The 15,441-nt window shown below is 69.2% G+C and carries 15 protein-coding genes; 6 read left to right on the forward strand and 9 right to left on the reverse strand.

The genetic code is table 11. The features are described from left to right. Positions 1–10: 10 nt before the first annotated feature. The 4 genes from AB0M51_RS35900 to AB0M51_RS35915 are packed head-to-tail and all read right to left on the reverse strand — an operon-like array spanning position 11 to position 3,435. Positions 11–619 (reverse strand): response regulator transcription factor, encoded by a 609-nt coding sequence (locus AB0M51_RS35900; RefSeq protein WP_344198523.1) that lies wholly within the window; start codon positions 617–619, stop codon positions 11–13. Positions 620–629: 10 nt separating this feature from the next. Next, entirely contained in the window at positions 630–1,760 is a 1,131-nt protein-coding gene (locus AB0M51_RS35905; RefSeq protein WP_344198521.1) for a sensor histidine kinase, read from the reverse strand. Between the two features lie 35 nt (positions 1,761–1,795). Beyond that, positions 1,796–2,530, reverse strand: coding sequence for an ABC transporter permease (locus AB0M51_RS35910; protein ID WP_344198519.1), 735 nt, complete (start codon positions 2,528–2,530; stop codon positions 1,796–1,798). After that, the gene (locus tag AB0M51_RS35915) at positions 2,527–3,435 is read right to left on the reverse strand and encodes an ABC transporter ATP-binding protein (RefSeq protein ID WP_344198517.1); all 909 of its coding nucleotides are present in this window, start codon (positions 3,433–3,435) and stop codon (positions 2,527–2,529) included. Before AB0M51_RS35915 ends, AB0M51_RS35910 begins: the two co-directional genes overlap by 4 nt. 194 nt (positions 3,436–3,629) lie before the next feature. Between AB0M51_RS35915 and AB0M51_RS35920 the strand changes: the two genes are divergently transcribed. After that, positions 3,630–4,121, forward strand: a complete 492-nt coding sequence (locus AB0M51_RS35920; RefSeq protein WP_344198515.1) for a DUF1269 domain-containing protein — start codon at positions 3,630–3,632, stop codon at positions 4,119–4,121. Positions 4,122–4,157: 36 nt separating this feature from the next. Here AB0M51_RS35920 and AB0M51_RS35925 read toward each other — a convergent pair whose 3' ends face one another. Beyond that, positions 4,158–5,456 carry a hypothetical protein gene (locus tag AB0M51_RS35925; RefSeq protein WP_344198513.1) on the reverse strand — a complete coding sequence of 433 codons (1,299 nt, stop codon included), beginning with the start codon at positions 5,454–5,456 and terminating at the stop codon, positions 4,158–4,160. Between the two features lie 255 nt (positions 5,457–5,711). Between AB0M51_RS35925 and AB0M51_RS35930 the strand changes: the two genes are divergently transcribed. Continuing rightward, on the forward strand, positions 5,712–7,943 hold the full coding sequence (locus AB0M51_RS35930) for a chitobiase/beta-hexosaminidase C-terminal domain-containing protein (RefSeq protein WP_344198511.1): 2,232 nt from the start codon (positions 5,712–5,714) through the stop codon (positions 7,941–7,943). 54 nt (positions 7,944–7,997) lie between these two features. On the opposite strand, the gene AB0M51_RS35935 is transcribed toward AB0M51_RS35930, so the two are convergent. Beyond that, entirely contained in the window at positions 7,998–8,924 is a 927-nt protein-coding gene (locus AB0M51_RS35935) for an acetylxylan esterase (RefSeq protein WP_344198509.1), read from the reverse strand. A 111-nt stretch (positions 8,925–9,035) separates the two neighbouring features. Between AB0M51_RS35935 and AB0M51_RS35940 the strand changes: the two genes are divergently transcribed. Further along, positions 9,036–10,076, forward strand: a complete 1,041-nt coding sequence (locus tag AB0M51_RS35940; protein ID WP_344198507.1) for a LacI family DNA-binding transcriptional regulator — start codon at positions 9,036–9,038, stop codon at positions 10,074–10,076. A 1-nt stretch (position 10,077) separates the two neighbouring features. On the opposite strand, the gene AB0M51_RS35945 is transcribed toward AB0M51_RS35940, so the two are convergent. Together AB0M51_RS35945 and AB0M51_RS35950 are read right to left on the reverse strand one after the other, a co-directional pair. Beyond that, positions 10,078–10,638 carry a GNAT family N-acetyltransferase gene (locus tag AB0M51_RS35945; protein WP_344198505.1) on the reverse strand — a complete coding sequence of 187 codons (561 nt, stop codon included), beginning with the start codon at positions 10,636–10,638 and terminating at the stop codon, positions 10,078–10,080. Then, positions 10,638–11,258, reverse strand: a complete 621-nt coding sequence (locus AB0M51_RS35950; RefSeq protein WP_344198503.1) for a TetR/AcrR family transcriptional regulator — start codon at positions 11,256–11,258, stop codon at positions 10,638–10,640. Before AB0M51_RS35950 ends, AB0M51_RS35945 begins: the two co-directional genes overlap by 1 nt. A 66-nt stretch (positions 11,259–11,324) precedes the next feature. Here AB0M51_RS35950 and AB0M51_RS35955 point away from each other — a divergent pair, with 66 nt between their 5' ends. From AB0M51_RS35955 to AB0M51_RS35965, 3 genes are read left to right on the forward strand one after another with little or no spacing between them, the layout of a single operon-like run. Further along, positions 11,325–12,779: an NAD(P)/FAD-dependent oxidoreductase gene (locus AB0M51_RS35955; protein ID WP_344198501.1), complete on the forward strand. Its 1,455-nt coding sequence runs from the start codon at positions 11,325–11,327 to the stop codon at positions 12,777–12,779. Between the two features lie 48 nt (positions 12,780–12,827). Beyond that, positions 12,828–14,150, forward strand: coding sequence for a hypothetical protein (locus tag AB0M51_RS35960; protein WP_344198499.1), 1,323 nt, complete (start codon positions 12,828–12,830; stop codon positions 14,148–14,150). Further along, complete coding sequence (locus tag AB0M51_RS35965) at positions 14,147–14,314, forward strand: hypothetical protein (RefSeq protein ID WP_344198497.1); 168 nt, start codon at positions 14,147–14,149, stop codon at positions 14,312–14,314. Before AB0M51_RS35960 ends, AB0M51_RS35965 begins: the two co-directional genes overlap by 4 nt. A 321-nt stretch (positions 14,315–14,635) precedes the next feature. On the opposite strand, the gene AB0M51_RS35970 is transcribed toward AB0M51_RS35965, so the two are convergent. Then, complete coding sequence (locus tag AB0M51_RS35970) at positions 14,636–15,376, reverse strand: MerR family transcriptional regulator (protein WP_344198495.1); 741 nt, start codon at positions 15,374–15,376, stop codon at positions 14,636–14,638. Positions 15,377–15,441: the final 65 nt, after the last annotated feature.

Raw genomic sequence — 15,441 nt, forward strand, 5'->3', positions numbered from 1 at the left:
TAGGGACCGGCTACAACCACCCGTTGTCGAGCGCGATCCGCGCGGCCTCGGCGCGGGTCCGGGCGCCGGTCTTCCCGATCGCCGCGGACAGGTGGTTCCGGACGGTGCCTTCGGACAGGTGCAGTTCCTTCGCGATGTCGGCGACGGTCCCGCCGTCCCGGGCGGCCCGCAGTACGTCGGACTCGCGCCCCGTCAACGGGCTCGTCCCGGCCACCAGCGTCTCGGCCGCGAGCGACGGGTCGACCACGCGCAGCCCTTGGTGCACCCGTCGTACGGCGTCCGCCAGTTGTGTCGCGGGCGTGTCCTTCACGACGAACCCGGCCGCGCCCGCCTCCATCGCGCGGCGCAGGTACCCGGGCCGGCCGAACGTGGTCACCATCAGCACCCGGACCCCCGGTACGGCGGTCCGCAGCGCGGCGGCCGCCTCGATCCCGTCCAGGCCCGGCATCTCCACGTCGAGCAGCGCGACGTCGGGCTGCGTGTTCTTCGCGGCGTCGAGCACCTCGTCGCCGCGGCCGACCTCGGCCACCACGTCCAGGTCGGGCTCGAGGTCGAGGAGGGCCGCGAGGGCGCCGCGGACCAGCGCCTGGTCGTCGGCGATCAGCAGTCGGATGCTCACTTGTCTATCTTCACACTCCCACTGTGACCGCGAGCCGGAAGCCGCCCCCGGGCGCCTGACCGACGTGGACGGCGGCCCCCGCCTGGTCGGCCCGCTCCCGCAACCCCACCAGCCCGTGCCCGGACGCGCCGCCGCCCGGTGTCGGGCCCTTGCCGTCGTCGAGTACTTCGATCTCCGTGGCGCTGATCTTGATCGTGCAGCGCTTCGCGCCCGAGTGCCGTACGACGTTCGTGACGCCCTCGCGGACCACCCAGGCGAACAGCTCCCGGTTGTCCTCGGGTACCTCGTCGACCGTGGTCGGCAGCTCCGCCTTGATCTCCGCGGCCTGCAGCGCGGCCCGCGCGGAGACCAGCTCACCGGCCAGGCTGAGCTCCCGGTACCCGGCGACCGCCGCCCGTACGTCGGCCAGCGCCGCCCGGGCCAGGCTCTCGACGTCCGCGACCTCGGTGGCCGCGCGCTCCGGGTTCGCCGCGATCAGCTTGCCGGCCAGCTCGGCCTTCACCGTGATCACGGTGAGCGAGTGCCCGAGGATGTCGTGCAGATCGCGGGCGAACCGGTTCCGCTCCTCCTGGACGGCCAGCTCGGCCAGGTCCTTGCGGGTCGCGTCCAGCTCGATACTGCGCTGGATCGCGCGGCGCATCCCGTACACCGCGAGCGCGCCGAGGAAGATCGCGAAGCCGTAGCTGCCGTCGTCCGTCCAGCCTGGCACGACCCGCATCGAGATCTCGGCCCCGCCGAGCAGGACCGCGACGAACGCGATCCCGATCGGCAGCTCCAGCAACATCACGCCCACCGCGGAGATGTAGACCAGTCCGGTGAGCGCGGTCTGCCCAGCGGTCGGGATCATCAGCAGGCACAGCACCAGCATCAGGCCCAGATAGCCGAAGCGATGCCATGACGACAGCTGCCCGCGCAGGGCGACGACCCGGATCAGCCGGAAGAACGCCATGTAGCTCGCCGCGAACAGGATCACCGTGAGGAACCCGAGCACCCGGACGATGCCGTGCTGGTGGTCGGCGACGCTCTGCAACGGCTGCGAAAGGTAGAACAGCCAGATCGCGGCGGCCACCCAACCCCAGCGGCCCGGAGCTCTGCCGACCCGGTCGGCCATGCCTTCCAACGTCGTCGGATTCGTCTTCACGGTGGTCACGGTAATCCTTCGGGACGTGCTCCGGCTCAGGCGCGGGCGGTGTCGGCGCGGAACCGGCGGAGGCCGATGAAGCCGAGTACGACGGTCCACCCGATCACCACGAGCAGCGCGTGGGTGTCCAGGCCGGTCTGGGCGAGCGCGCTCCGGGAGGTCTGCCCGGTCCAGTACGCCGGCGTCAGCTCGGCGACGTACTTCATCGCCTTCGGCATCTGGTCGACCGGCAGCCACAGGCCGCCGAACGCCGCGATCAGCATCGTGCTCAGACCGGTGATCGGCTGCACGCTGTCCGGCTTCGCGATGTACCCGATGACCAGGCCGATCGCCGCGAACGGCAGCGCACCGAGCCAGGACACCAGCGCGACCGTCACCCACTGCGTCACGCTCAGGTGCACATGGCCCATCGTCATCCCGAACAGGAACACCACGAGCAGCGGCGGGATCGCCAGCAGCAGGCTCAGGATCACCTTGTTGACGACGTACGCCTGCGGCTTCAGCGGCGTCAGCCGGAGCGTCCGGTTCCAGCCGCCGTCGCGCTCGGCCGCGATCACGCCGCCGCTGCTCATCGCGGCCGACATCGAGCCGAACATCGCCATGCTCACCATCACGTACGCGATCGCGGAGATCCCGCCCTCGGTGGCCTCCTTCGGGATCGTCAGCCCGAAGATCAGGAACAGCACCACCGGCATCAGGATCGAGAAGATCATCACCCGGCGGTTCCGCAGGGTGCGGCGGATGTCGAAGATCAGATAGTCGCGGTTCATGCCAGTGTCTCCTGTGCCTTGTCCTGATCGGAGATTGCCAGTACGGCGTCCTCGAGATCGGCCGAGGTCACCTCGATGTCGTGCGCCTTCGTGTTGTCCAGCAGGTACCGCAGCGTGTTGTCGGAGTCCGCGCACTGCAGGAGCACGACCTCGCCACGGGTCTCGACGTTCCGTACGCCGGGCAGCGCCGCGAGGGCGGCCAGGTCCGCGCCGGGGACGGTGGCGCGGATCGTCCGTCCGGAGACGCTCGCCTTGATCTGCGCGGCGGTGCCGTCGGCAACGACCTTTCCGTGCCGCATCAGCACGACGCGGTCGGCGTACGAGTCCGCCTCTTCCAGGTAGTGGGTGGCGAACAGCACGGTCCGCCCGCGGGCGGTCTCCTCGTGCATCGACGCCCAGAAGTCGCGGCGTGACTCGACGTCCATCCCGGTCGTCGGCTCGTCCAGCACGATCAGGTCCGGCTGCGGGATGATCGCCATCGCGAACCGCACCCGCTGCTTCTGGCCGCCGGACAGCCCCTTCATCGTCCGGCCGGTCAGGTCGGCGATCCCGGCCCGTTCCAGGGCTTCCTGGACCGGCATCGGGTCCTTGTGCAGGCCGGCCACCAGGTTCAGCAGTTCGCCGACCTTGGCGTCCTCGATGATGCCGCCGCTCTGCAGCATCACCCCGACCTTCCCCTTCGCGATCGCGTCGGTCGGCGTACCGCCGTACACCTGCACGGTCCCGTCGTCCGGCCGTACCAGCCCGAGCAGCATCTCGATCGTGGTCGACTTCCCGGCCCCGTTCGGCCCCAGCAGCGCCACCACCTCACCGGCCCGGATGTCGAGCTCCACCCCGGCGACGGCCTGCACGTCCGCATACCTCTTGGTCACACCCCGCAGGCTGACCGCAGTCGTTGTCGTCATACCAAGAGCATCCCGAAACCTGACCGGCAGTACCTGGACCAGTCGTCACAACCCATCCATGACATCCGTCAGCCCGGTCTCAGGGTGCTTCCTCAGGGGTGGGTTCGGGGTAGGCCGAAGCGGGCCGTTCGGTGGGGGTGAGGGGTGGCGGCATCGGGCGTGGGGGAGTACGGGTTGGGGGAGAGGAGTGGGTGATGGGGACGCTGACGGTGTGGAAGTTCGGCAGTTGGGACGGGGCGAATCAGGCGATCGGGACGTTGGAGGGGTTGGCCAAGGACGGCGTGATTCGGATGCACGACGCCGCGTCGGTGTCGTGGCAGCCGGAGCAGCGGCGGCCCCGGACCCGGCAGTTGCGGAGTATGACCGGGCCGGGGGCAGTCGGCGGCATGTTCTGGGGGTTGTTGTTCGGGACGATCTTCCTGGGGCCACTGGCGGGGGCGGCGATCGGGGCGGCTACGGGCGCGTTGGCGGGGTCGTTGGTCGACGTGGGAATCGACGACGACTTCATCAGGAGTGTGCGCGACGAGGTGACGCCGGGGACCTCGGCGTTGTTCCTGTTGTCCAGTGACGAGGCGACGGACAAGATTCGGCACACGTTCAGGGCCACCGGCCTTCGAGCGCGACTCATCCGGTCGAACCTGTCGGACGAACAGGAGGCAGCAATCCACGAACTGTTCACGGACTAGCCGGGTCAGCTTCTGCGCATCGACTTGTCGCCAAGCCTAGGCATCCGGGTGTGATGACACGAAGGTTTGGAAGGCGGTGTAGGGCGGGTTGAGGGGGGTGCCGTCGGCTTCTGTCAGGCCCCATTGGGTGCCGCCGTCGAGTTCGTAGAACATCGATGACAGGAAGCCTTCGGTGGTTCGGGCCGCCCGGAATTCGGTCAGTTGGGTTTGGATGTACGACGCGCGGTGGGTCGTGCCCTGGTTGGGGTCGGAGTTCCACTCGGTCATCAGGAACGGCTTGCCGAAGCGCGCCTTCACGTACACCGGGAGGTTGAACGAGGGGCCCGCGCCGTCGGTGCCGATGCGGAAGATGTCGCCGTCTCCCTCGTAGTTGTGCCACGTCGTCAGATCCCAGCGAACCTTCGGGTATCCGCCGCTGCCGTCCGGCTGCAGGCCGTCCCACAGTGCGTCCGCCGCGGCGACGTCGGACTTGCAGAAGTTGATCCCGCACAACGCCCCAGGCTGGACGCTCTTCACGCCGTCGATCAGGCCTGTCATGAAGCCGCGCATGATCGGCCAGTTCGTGTTGTCGAAGTCGATCGCCTTGGTGCCGGCGTCGGCCTCGTGCTCGGGCAGGATGATGTACGGGTCGCGGGTGAGCTCGTTGCCGCACTCGTACATGGTGACGCCGTGCGGCGCGCAGGCCTGAGCCACCTGCGCGCCGATCGCGTGCGCCGCGTTGTAGGCGTCGGACTCATTGCCATAGGCAAGGTTGCCGGCGCCGTCCCGGAGGCCGGCGTCGATCACCGGGAACGTCCTCTTGCCGGCGCCGTTCAGGTAGCTCGCGATGTTCGCCGCCGCGGCGATCGTGCTCGAGTTGCCGCCGGTGTTCACCCGGAAGACGGTCGCCCCGAGGCCGGACATCCGGTCCGCGATGGTGGCCGGTGAGAGCGCCGTGTCGTAGTGCCCGTTCACGCCGTACATCAGGCCGGGCGGGGCGGAGAGCGAGACACGTGGATCGGTGCACGGCCGCCAGGTGTCGTTGAGTACGACGTACCACTGGCCGCCGGTGCCGCAGTGGTAGACCATCCCGCCGTACCAGAGCAGGACCGTGACGTTGTAGGTGTTCCCGACGGTGCCGCCGTTGCGGTAGATGACGCCGCCGGACAGCGTCCAGACGTTGCCGCCGTTGTCGGTGAACGACGTGGCCGGCGGGATCGCCGTGCCGTCCGGCGAGGCGTTGGGGGAGTCGGCGGCCAGCGCGGTCCCGGTGGTCAGGCCGGTGGCGAGCGCGATCGAGGCGGTTCCGGCGGCAGCGAGCAGGACTCGGCGGGAGAACGGTGCGGGTTCGGGCATGCGACAGCTCCTCGAGATCCGGGGCGAGATGGATTTGCGCAATCGTGTGCGCAACAAGACTGCGCCGCCGGTACGAGGGCGTCAAGAGCTCGGACCCACCCCGTTGACAAGGTTGTCCCGGCGGCTCTACCGTCCCCGATCATCACCCCATTCACGCGTGAATCATCCTCGAACGACGGAGTCCTCGTGAAGATTCGTCCGCTCTCGGCAGGGCTCGCACTTGTCGTGCTCTGCGCAATCGCTACCCCACCAACCGTGCAAGCGTTTTCGCTCAGTCCCGCAGCCCCGGCGGAGGCCGCCCCGCCAGTCGGCTGCACCCCGGCGCCGGCCAACCCGACCACCGACAACGTCGCCGACTACCGGCTGGACACGAACGTGGTGGCGCCGGGCCGCTGGTCGTACCAGTCGGTCAGCGGCGACACCACCAGCCTGCTGAACAAGGGCGGCTCCGGCGCGTTCGCGGCCGACGAGTGGGCCGCCGACCTGAAGAAGCCGGAACACGCCTGGTTCGTGAAGGCGGACGGCTCGATCGGCACCGACTACCGGTCGATCTCGGAGACCTACACGGTCGCCGACCAGGCCGACGGCAAGACCGTGCACGTCCGCGGCTCGTTCAGTTCGCCGGGCGGCCGGTTCCGGGTCCTGCTCGCCCACGACGGCGACTCCGCCAAGGTCGCCGGTCCCTTCACCGAGCTGTATACGTATTCAGGCAAGGCCGCCTCGTTCGACCTGAATCTGGTCGCGGCGAAGGGCGACGACATCCTGTTCGTCAGCGACCAGGTCAGCACCTGGTGGGTGCCCGGGAAGCTGAAGGCCTCGATCACCACCGAGCTGGCTCCGGAAACGGCCCCGGTGACCGCGACGCCAGGCCCAGGGGCGGTCATGTCCGGCACCACCGTGCGGCTCGCCAGTTCCACCCCGGACGCCTGCATCACCTACACCACCGACGGCACCGACCCGGCCGCCTCGACGACCGCCCAGCCGTACACCGCTCCGATCGCGATTACCGCCGACACCGACCTCAAGGCCGTCGCCGGAGCGACCGGCGATGCGCCGAGCGTGGTTGCGGACCTTCCGTTCGTCCTCGAGGAGCCGTTCCGCGCGTTCGCGGGTGAGAACCAGGGCACCCAGACCGGTCTGGTCGCCGGCATGCAGTGGGACCGGATGGACTTCGACTGGGGCTCGGTCGAGCCGAAGAAGGGCCAGATCGACCAGGCCGCGCTCGCGGAGTATGTCCGCCAGTTCACCCTCGCGAAGGCCCACGGCATCACGATCCTGCCGGTACTGGCGTACACCGCCGGCTGGGCCGCGAACCGGACTGGGTACACGTACGACTTCCACGGCAAGACCTACGAGTACGGCGCCGTGACGTCCGAGAACAACGGCCGGTTCACGCGGAACCTGACCGTCAAGCAGAACGGCGAAGTGCTGTCCTCGAAGGACGTGCAGACCAGCATCGGCCGTACGCCGCCGCAGAACCCGGACGACTGGAAGAACTACGTCAAGCTCGCCGTCGACACCCTGAAACCGCTCGGCATCACGTACTTCCAGATCTGGAACGAGGCCTACCCCGGCTCCGGCTTCTGGGAGGGCGGCATGGACCAGTACATGACCGATATCCACCTTCCGGCCGTCCAGGTGCTGCACGACAACGGCGTCAAGGCCGTGTACGGCGGCTGGATCTGCGGCGCGCCGCTCAGCGAGTACGTCGCTTTGCTGGACAAGTACAAGGCGTGGCAGGGCATCGACGTGTTCGACATGCACTACATGCCGATCGGCACCATGCAGACGATCTACGCGGCGGCACAGAAGCGCGGCGTGAAGGACCCGTCCGTCTGGCAGACCGAGATCGGCTTCACCACCGAGGACAAGTTCGTCGCCGACGTCTACCCGCGGGCCTTCCACTGGGCGCTGAGCAAGGGCGGCAACAACCTCGACCGGTTCAAGCTGCTGTACTTCGCCGAGTGGGCGCCCGACGACCCGAACGCGTTCGGGTACAACCGGACGCTGCGCAACGGCAACAGCCTGAGTCCCAAGGGCAAGACGCTGACCACGCTGGCGGGTCTGCTCCGCGGCGCGAAGGCGGAGACATACGACAACTTCTCCACGACCCCGGAGCTCAGGCCCGAGCTGAACGAGGCGCTGTCCACCGCGAACGGCTTCCGCCTGGACGACAAGCGCGTCGTACTCGCGATCGACCTGAAGCGGCAGAACCAGGCCGACATCTTCGAGGACCCGAACACCGGTGACACCATCCACCTGAACTTCGGCGAGCCGACGATGTCGGTGACGTTCCGGAACGTCGGCAACGTGAAGTCGCTGGAGCGGGTCGACCTGTACGGCAACCGTACGCCGCTGCGGTGGAAGAGCGTCGGCCGGAACCAGGTCCAGGTCGAGGTGCCGATCATCGACCCGGACGAGACCGTGAAGGCGCTGAACCAGACCGAGAACGAGGACGTGTTCTACCTGTCCCTGCAGCAGAACTGACCCATCGCGGCAGTGGGCCGCCTTTCCATCCGGGGAAGGCGGCCCACACACGTATCAGAAGGCGAGCGCCTTCATCCAGTCCTCCTCGAGCAGCGCATGCCCGCCGGGCCGGATGTGGTACCCGATTCCACCCGGGCCGAACGCCGGCCGCGCGGCCTCGACGGCCAGGTACTCGCCGTCTGGGTCCGCCCACGCGTCGTCCTCCGCGCTGCATACGTACACACGCCGCGGTGCGATGCTCGCGAGTAGCTGATGCTGGTCAACGGGCAGCTCGTCCTCCTTCCCGGCGTACTGCGCGAACGACGGGACGAACCAGTGCGGGAACCTCCTGGTGATCGCCTCGATGTCCTCGCCGCCCGGGTGCCGGAACAGCGCGGCGCCGCAGCAGCCGGAGTCGTTCGAGACCGTCAGCCCGAACCGCTCGTCCTGTACGCCGGCCCACAACGCGGCCTTGCCTAGCCGGGAGTGGCCGAGCGCGACTGCCCGTTCCGGGTCGATCCCGTCCACGGTCGACGCGATGTCCAGCAACCGGGACAGGGCCCACGCCCACGCGGCCACGGCTCCCCAGGTCTCCGCCGGGAACAACCCGCGGACGCCGGGCGCCGGCGGGTTCGGGTCGTCCGGCTCGATCTGCTGGTAGTGCGCGGTGAGTACGGCGTACCCGGCCTCGGCGATCTTCCGGTACGGGAAGCTGGTGAGCGTCTCGTCGTTGCCTTCGAAGTTCAGGATCACGACGACCGGTGCGGCGGCGACGCCGGACGGCAGGTGCAGGAGCGTGTCGAACTCGAGAGTGCCCAGCGGGCACCTTATGGTGGCGCGGTGCCGGAGGCGGTCGGCGGTGCCGTCGAGTACGCCGTCCTCGCGGGACCGGAGCACGACCTCGGCGAGCTCGCCGCCGGGCGGCGTCCGGCCGTAGATCGTGCGGGTGAACTCGTCGACGACCTCGGGGCCGAGCGGTGGCAGGGGTGGTAGTTCCGGCATCGGTGCTCCAGTCCGTGTGCGCAAGTACTTTCGCAGCGAATTCTCCCCGGTCAAAGGGCATTCATGCGCAAGTGTTTACACTCTGGTCAGGAAGGGCTGACAGGAGGATCGATGCCGAAGCGGGCCAGCATGAGTGACGTCGCGCGGGTCGCGGGCGTCTCGCTGACCACGGCCTCGCGGGCCCTGAACGGGGTCGGCCGGGTGTCCGCGGAGACCCGGGCCCGGGTGATCGAGACCGCGGAGCGGCTGCAGTTCCAGCCGGACATGCTGGCGCGGTCGTTCGTCACCGGCAGGAGCTTCATCGTCGGCGTCCTCGCGGAGTCCGCGCGCGGCCGGTTCAGCATGCCGTTGATCATGGGAGCGACCAACTACCTCGGCCGGGAGAACATCGCCGCCGTCACGCTGGACGCACGGGGCACGCCGCGGATCCTCAACGACTACCTGAAACGTCTGCGGGCGCGCCGGATCGACGGCCTGCTGGTCGTCGGCGACGACCCGAACCGGGCCAGCCTGGTGCTGTCCGAGGACTTCGCCGTACCCGTGGTGTTCGCGTCCTCGTCCGCGACGCCGGAGACCGACTACGTGGTCGCGCCGGACAACCGCGGCGCCGGGCGGGCGGCCGCCGAGTACCTGATCGGCCTCGGCCGCCGGAACATCGCGCACGTCACCGCGGCGGTCCACGATCCCGCCGTCGATGCGCGCGTCGACGGGTTCACCGAGGCGATGCGGTCCGCCGGGATGCCGATCGCGATGGGCGGCCCGCTGTACGGCAGCTACCTGCAGCGCTGGGGCACGGCCGCGGGGGAGCGGATCCTCGACAGCATGGCGGGCGGGCAGCCCGTCGACGCGATCTTCGCGGCCAACGACGAGATCGCGATCGGCCTGTTCGCGGCCTTCCACCGGCACGGCGTCCGGGTCCCCGACGACATCGCGATCGTCGGCTACGACAACCGGCTGGCCGGCGTGATGCGCCCCGACCATCCGCTCAGCACCTTCGACCCCGACCTCAGCACCGTCGGCGAACGCGCCGCCGAACGCCTCCTGCAAGCCATCGGCGGCACCACCACCCCCGGCATCCACTACGTCCAGCCCACGTTCGTCGAAGGCCGCTCCACCATCGGCCCGACCCTCGAGCCGTACGACATCCTCTGAACTACCAGAGCTTGTCGATCTCACCCGGATAGAGCGCGATGCGGGTCTCCCGGAAGGCTGCCGGGTCCGCGCGCGGGGTGAAGAAGGCAGCGACGGTGACCTTGTCGAAGCCTGGTTGGTCGCTGGGGAACGGACTGCCGGGGGTGCCGCCGATCAGGACGGCGCCGGGGAGGTGGTGCCAGCCGGCGGACTCGTAGAACGGGAGCAGCGCGGAGTCGCAGGTGAAGAGGCCGAGGTCGAGGTGCTGGTCGATCATCGCGGTGCGTGCGGCGGTGACCAGGCGGTGGCCGTGACCGCGGCCGCGGAGGCCGGGACGGGTGACGACGGTGCTCAGGCCGCCGGCCCGGAAGGTGTCGCCGGCGTGCCGCAGTTCCTTGCGCAGGATGTCCAGGGCGGCGATCACCATGCCGTCGTCGACGAGCAGCATCGACAACGGGCGGAGTGCCGGGTCGTGGACCGGCCCGTCGGTGGGGTCGCCCGGCCAGGCCTCGTTCTGGAGGGCGTGGACCTGGCGGCGGAGGTTCTCGGGTACGGCGGACTCGGCGTACGACTCGATCCGCATCAGCTGGACTTAAGGGTGTGCAGGCCCTGCCAGAGGAGGTCCTGGAGGGTGCGGGCGACCTTCTCGGGTGGCGGCGGGTTCGCGCTGCGGGTCCGCCAGATCGCCAGCCGTTCGGTCGCGCCGGAGATGCTCTGGGCAACGATCTGGATCTCGTCGTCGTCGGCCGGGCGGTCCGCCGGTACGTTCATCCGGACCATCGTCGCGATCAGTTCGATGAACGCCGCGCGGACCTCGTCCGTCGCCTCCGCGGCCGGGCCTGCGCTGAGCATGCCCTCGTCGACCAGGACCGACCACGCCTGCGGGTGCTCGTCGAGGAACCGGAACCACGCCAGGAACCCGGCGTACAGCGCGTCCTCCGCGTTCGCGGCCGCCATCACCGCGTCCGCGACGGTGTCCAGCAAGTGACCCCGGAGCCGCGCCAGGCAGGCGAGGAACAGCCCGTCCTTCGAGCCGTAGTACTGGTAGATCAGCGGTTTCGACACCCCGACCTGTGCGGCGACGTCGTCCATCGAGGTGCCCTGGTACCCGCGCTCGCCGAAGATCCGCTCGGCGGCCTCGAGGATCTCCCGCTCACGGGCGGCGCGGTCGCGCCGGCGCTTGGGTGTGGTGGTGGACGTCACTTGCGCAGTCTAACTGACTCCGAGTAACTTACTGGGAGTAAGTTCTAGCCGACGCAGGAGGCCAGGATGGGTGAGCAGCATCGGATCGTGGTGATCGGTACCGGATTCGCGGGGATCGGGATGGCGGTCCGGCTGAAGCAGGCCGGGTACGACGACTTCGTCGTCCTGGAGCGCGCGGACGACGTCGGCGGCACCTGGCGGGACAACACCTACCCGGGCTGCCGCTGCGACGTGCCCTCGCACCTGTACTCGTTCTCGTTCGCGCCGAACCCGGAGTGGTCGTCGACCTTCTCGCCGCAGCCCGAGATCGAGGACTACCTGCGCAAGGTCACCGACGCGTTCGGCGTCCGCCCGCACATCCGGTTCGGCCACGCCGTCGAGTCCGCCGACTGGGTGGACGGCAAGTGGCAGGTCACGACCAGCCAGGGCACGTTCACCGCGGACGTCGTGCTCTCCGGGATGGGCCCGCTCGCGGAGCCGTCGTACCCGAAGCTGCCCGGTATCGAGGACTTCGAGGGCGAGGTCTTCCACTCCGCCCGCTGGAACCACGACCTGAACCTGAGCGGCCGCAAGGTCGCGGTGATCGGCACCGGCGCGTCGGCGATCCAGTTCGTGCCGGCGATCCAGCCGGAGGTCGAGGAACTGCACCTGTTCCAGCGGACGCCGCCGTGGGTGATGCCGCGGCCGGACCGGAAGATCTCCGCTGCCGAGAAGGCGATCTACCGGCGCTTTCCTCTTGCGCAGAAAGCGATGCGGGCCGGGATCTACTGGGGGCGCGAGTCGATGGTGCTCGGGTTCGCGAAGCTGCCCGCGATCATGAAGCAGGCGCAGAAGGTCGCCGAGAAGCACCTCGCGCGCCAGGTTCGCGACCCGCTGCTGCGGGCCAAGCTGACACCGGACTTCACGCTCGGCTGCAAGCGCGTGCTGATCTCGGACGACTACTACCCGGCGGTCGCGCGGCCGAACGTCGAGGTGGTCACCGACGGCATCGCCGAGGTCACGCGGACCGGCATCGTGACCACGGACGGTGTGAAGCACGAGGTCGACACGATCATCTACGGCACCGGCTTCAAGGTCACCGACCTGCCGGTGATGGACATGGTCCACGGCCGCGACGGCGTCTCGTTGCGGCAGGCGTGGGCCGACGGGATGGAGGCCCACCTCGGTACGGCGATCAACGGCTTCCCGAACTTCTTCATGCTGATCGGCCCGAACACCGGCCTCGGGCACAGTTCGATGGTGTTCATGATCGAGTCCCAGATCGCGTACATCGTCGACGCGTTGCGGACCATGGACGCGCGGGGCCTGAAGCAGGTCGAGGTCCGCCGGGACGTGCAGCGCGCGTTCGTCGACGGGGTCCGGTCCTCGATGCGGAACACGATCTGGACGCGCGGCGGCTGCACCAGTTGGTACCTGGACTCCGAGGGCCGCAACACCACGCTCTGGCCGTCGTTCACGTTCCGGTTCCGGCAGTTGACCCGGCGGTTCGATGCCTCGGAGTATCAGACGCTCGCTATGTGACATTGCGCGTGTTACATTCGATCGGTCGGATGATCGGAGGCGCGCGGCGTGCTGGTTCAGTTGCTGGCCCTGCACGGGATCGGCGGTCGAGGGGACCTGCCGGTGCCGCTGTGGCTGGCGATCTACTCCGCCGGCGCCGCGGTCGCGGTCTCGTTCTTCGCGCTGGCCGCCTTCTGGTCGCGCCCGCGGTTTGAGAGCGGGTCCGGGAGTTCCGCGGGGACCGCGGGCGCGCCGTTGATTGTCGGCACGCGGATTGTCGACAGTCGGATTGTTCGCATCGCGCTCAAGGCGCTGGGGGTTGCGGCGTTCGCGGTGCTGCTCGGTGCTGCCTGGTTCGGTGATCCGGGTCCGGCGCCGACCTGGTTGTACGTGTGGATCTGGGTCGGGATCATCCCGCTCTCGCTGATCTGCGGCCCGATCTGGCGGCTCGCGAACCCGCTGCGGACGATCGCCGGACTTGTCCGGCGTACGTCGTACCGGCCGCTGCCCGGCAGGATCGCGTACTGGCCGGCGGTCGCCGGGCTGGCCGGGTTCCTCTGGCTGGAGCTCGTGTACCCGGACGGCTCGGATCCCCGGGTGGTGGCGATCGCGGTCACCGGGTACGCCGTCGTGAACGTCGCCGCGGGCATCGTGTACGGCCCGGCCTGGTTCCCGATCGGCGACAGTTTCGAGGTGTACGCCGAAGTACTCGCCCACCTGAGCCCTGTCGGCCGTGCCGACGGCCGGCTGGTACTGCGCAACCCGCTCGAAGGACTGGCGACGCTACCGCAGCGGCCGGGGATCGTCGGGTTGCTGTGTTTGTTGCTCGGGTCAACGGCTTTCGACGGGATCTCCCGTTCGTCGGCGTGGTCGCTACGCACCGGGGAGCTCAGCCGCCCGCAGCACCTCGTCGTCTACACGCTCGGGCTGATCGTCGCGGTCGCGATCGTCACCGGGCTGTTCCTGCTCGCCGCGCGCACCACCGGCGCGGCCCGGATCCGCCCGGGCGTACTCGGTGAGGCCGGGCTGCCCGGAGCGTTCGTGCACTCGCTGGTGCCGATCGCGATCGGGTACGCCGTGGCGCACTACTTCTCGTTCGCGATGTTCCAGGGCCAGGACGGCTGGCTGCTCGCGACCGATCCGTTCGGCCGCGGGTGGGACCTGTTCGGGACGAGCGGGACGCGGATCGACTACACGTTCCTCGGGACCGGGCTGATCGCCGGCGTACAGATAGGTGCGATCGTGCTCGGGCATGTGCTCGGCGTGGTGTCGGCGCACGACCGGGCGACCGCGCTCTTCCGGCGCCGGCAGTTGCGGCGGGCGCAGTACCCGATGCTGGCCGCGATGGTCGCGTTCACCGCCGGCGGCATCGCACTGGTGACGGCTTCATGATCGGCCTGCACATGGGTGGAATCCCCGAGACGGCGATGGTCCTCGGCCCGGTGTTCCTGATCATCGCGTTCATCCGCATTGCCCGCCGCAACGAGGCCGCGCTGCCCGACGACGAGGACGACTGGGACGCGGACCTCGGTGACCTTCCCGCAGAACGCAAGTGAGGCCCGGAGAACCCCCTGCGGTCCGCCGGGCCCCACTCCCTTCCCCGTTGGTCTCAGAACGGCAGCTTGCGCCCGGACGGCGTCCGGAGGTCGAGAGTGCGGTTCTGGTCCCGGCGGCGGGTCGTCCTGGTGCGCGGCCGCCGGCGGATCTGGATCTGGCGCATCCTCTTCCTCCTGCCCCGGTGTCTGTCCTGACAGCTACACGCTCCCGCATGAGGCCCGGTTCAGACATGCGGAGAACTACCTATCCGAACCCTGACCTTCGCTGAGGGAGGGTCGGGGAACTGACCAGTGCCCGTGCCTGGTGCGCCGGAAACCGCGTCAGCCGGTGGAAGGGAGGTTGCCGGGGTTGAGGCCCAGTTCTTCGTAGGCGACCTGCTCGATCTCGCGGGCCATCGCCTCGCGGAACGCCGCGACCAGGGCCTGGCCGGCCAGCGGGATGATGCCTTCGAGGGTGCGCTGGATGTCCGGCCACCCGTCGGCGGGCATGCCCGCCTTGGTGAAGTCGCGCCAGACGGTCGAGCGGAACAGTTCGACGTACGTCTTGGCGACCGCGTCGGCCTGCGCGAACAGCTTCGGCAGCATCTCGAAGATCGCCTGCATCGGCACGCCGAGCTTGATCACCTCGAGGCCGGTGCGCAGCAGGTCCGGGTTCGTGATCCGCAGCCGGCCGTCGGGCAGCCGCTCCGCGATCCCGAGCTCGACGATCTGTGCGATCACGGCCGGATCGTGCGGTACGCCGGCCCGCTCGGCGAGCTGGTGCTCGTCGAGCTCCTCGGGCTCCGCCGGGGTCCACGGGCTCACCAGCGTCTCGAACACGCCGAGCGCGAGCTCGCCGTCGGGCAGCTCGCCCATCATCCGCTCGACCGCGGCCAGCGTGTAGCCCTTGTCGAGCAGCTCCCGGACCAGGGTCAGGCGGGCCACGTGATCGCGTCCGTAGTACCCGGTCCGGCCGACCAGCCGGGGCGGCGCGATCAGCCCGCGCCCGGCGTACGCACGCACGTTCCGGACCGTCATCCCGACCTTGGCGGCCAGCTGGTCGACAGTGAGCTCCTCATCCACCCTTGACAGTCTTCCAGACTTCACGTTACATAGCGGATGTAACATGCCTCATGGCGCATGCCTCA

Origin of the sequence: Kribbella sp. NPDC051137, assembly GCF_040682535.1 — a bacterium.
GTDB lineage: Bacteria > Actinomycetota > Actinomycetes > Propionibacteriales > Kribbellaceae > Kribbella > Kribbella karoonensis.

Bases quoted from the DNA above. Each gene is read 5' to 3' on its own strand.
- AB0M51_RS35910 (WP_344198519.1), bottom strand. From the start codon at position 2,530: ATGAACCGCGACTATCTGATCTTCGACATCCGCCGCACCCTGCGGAAC.
- AB0M51_RS35920 (WP_344198515.1), top strand. From the start codon at position 3,630: ATGGGGACGCTGACGGTGTGGAAGTTCGGCAGTTGGGACGGGGCGAAT.
- AB0M51_RS35945 (WP_344198505.1), bottom strand. From the start codon at position 10,638: ATGCGGATCGAGTCGTACGCCGAGTCCGCCGTACCCGAGAACCTCCGC.
- AB0M51_RS35935 (WP_344198509.1), bottom strand. From the start codon at position 8,924: ATGCCGGAACTACCACCCCTGCCACCGCTCGGCCCCGAGGTCGTCGAC.
- AB0M51_RS35955 (WP_344198501.1), top strand. From the start codon at position 11,325: ATGGGTGAGCAGCATCGGATCGTGGTGATCGGTACCGGATTCGCGGGG.
- AB0M51_RS35940 (WP_344198507.1), top strand. From the start codon at position 9,036: ATGCCGAAGCGGGCCAGCATGAGTGACGTCGCGCGGGTCGCGGGCGTC.
- AB0M51_RS35925 (WP_344198513.1), bottom strand. From the start codon at position 5,456: ATGCCCGAACCCGCACCGTTCTCCCGCCGAGTCCTGCTCGCTGCCGCC.
- AB0M51_RS35965 (WP_344198497.1), top strand. From the start codon at position 14,147: ATGATCGGCCTGCACATGGGTGGAATCCCCGAGACGGCGATGGTCCTC.
- AB0M51_RS35915 (WP_344198517.1), bottom strand. From the start codon at position 3,435: ATGACGACAACGACTGCGGTCAGCCTGCGGGGTGTGACCAAGAGGTAT.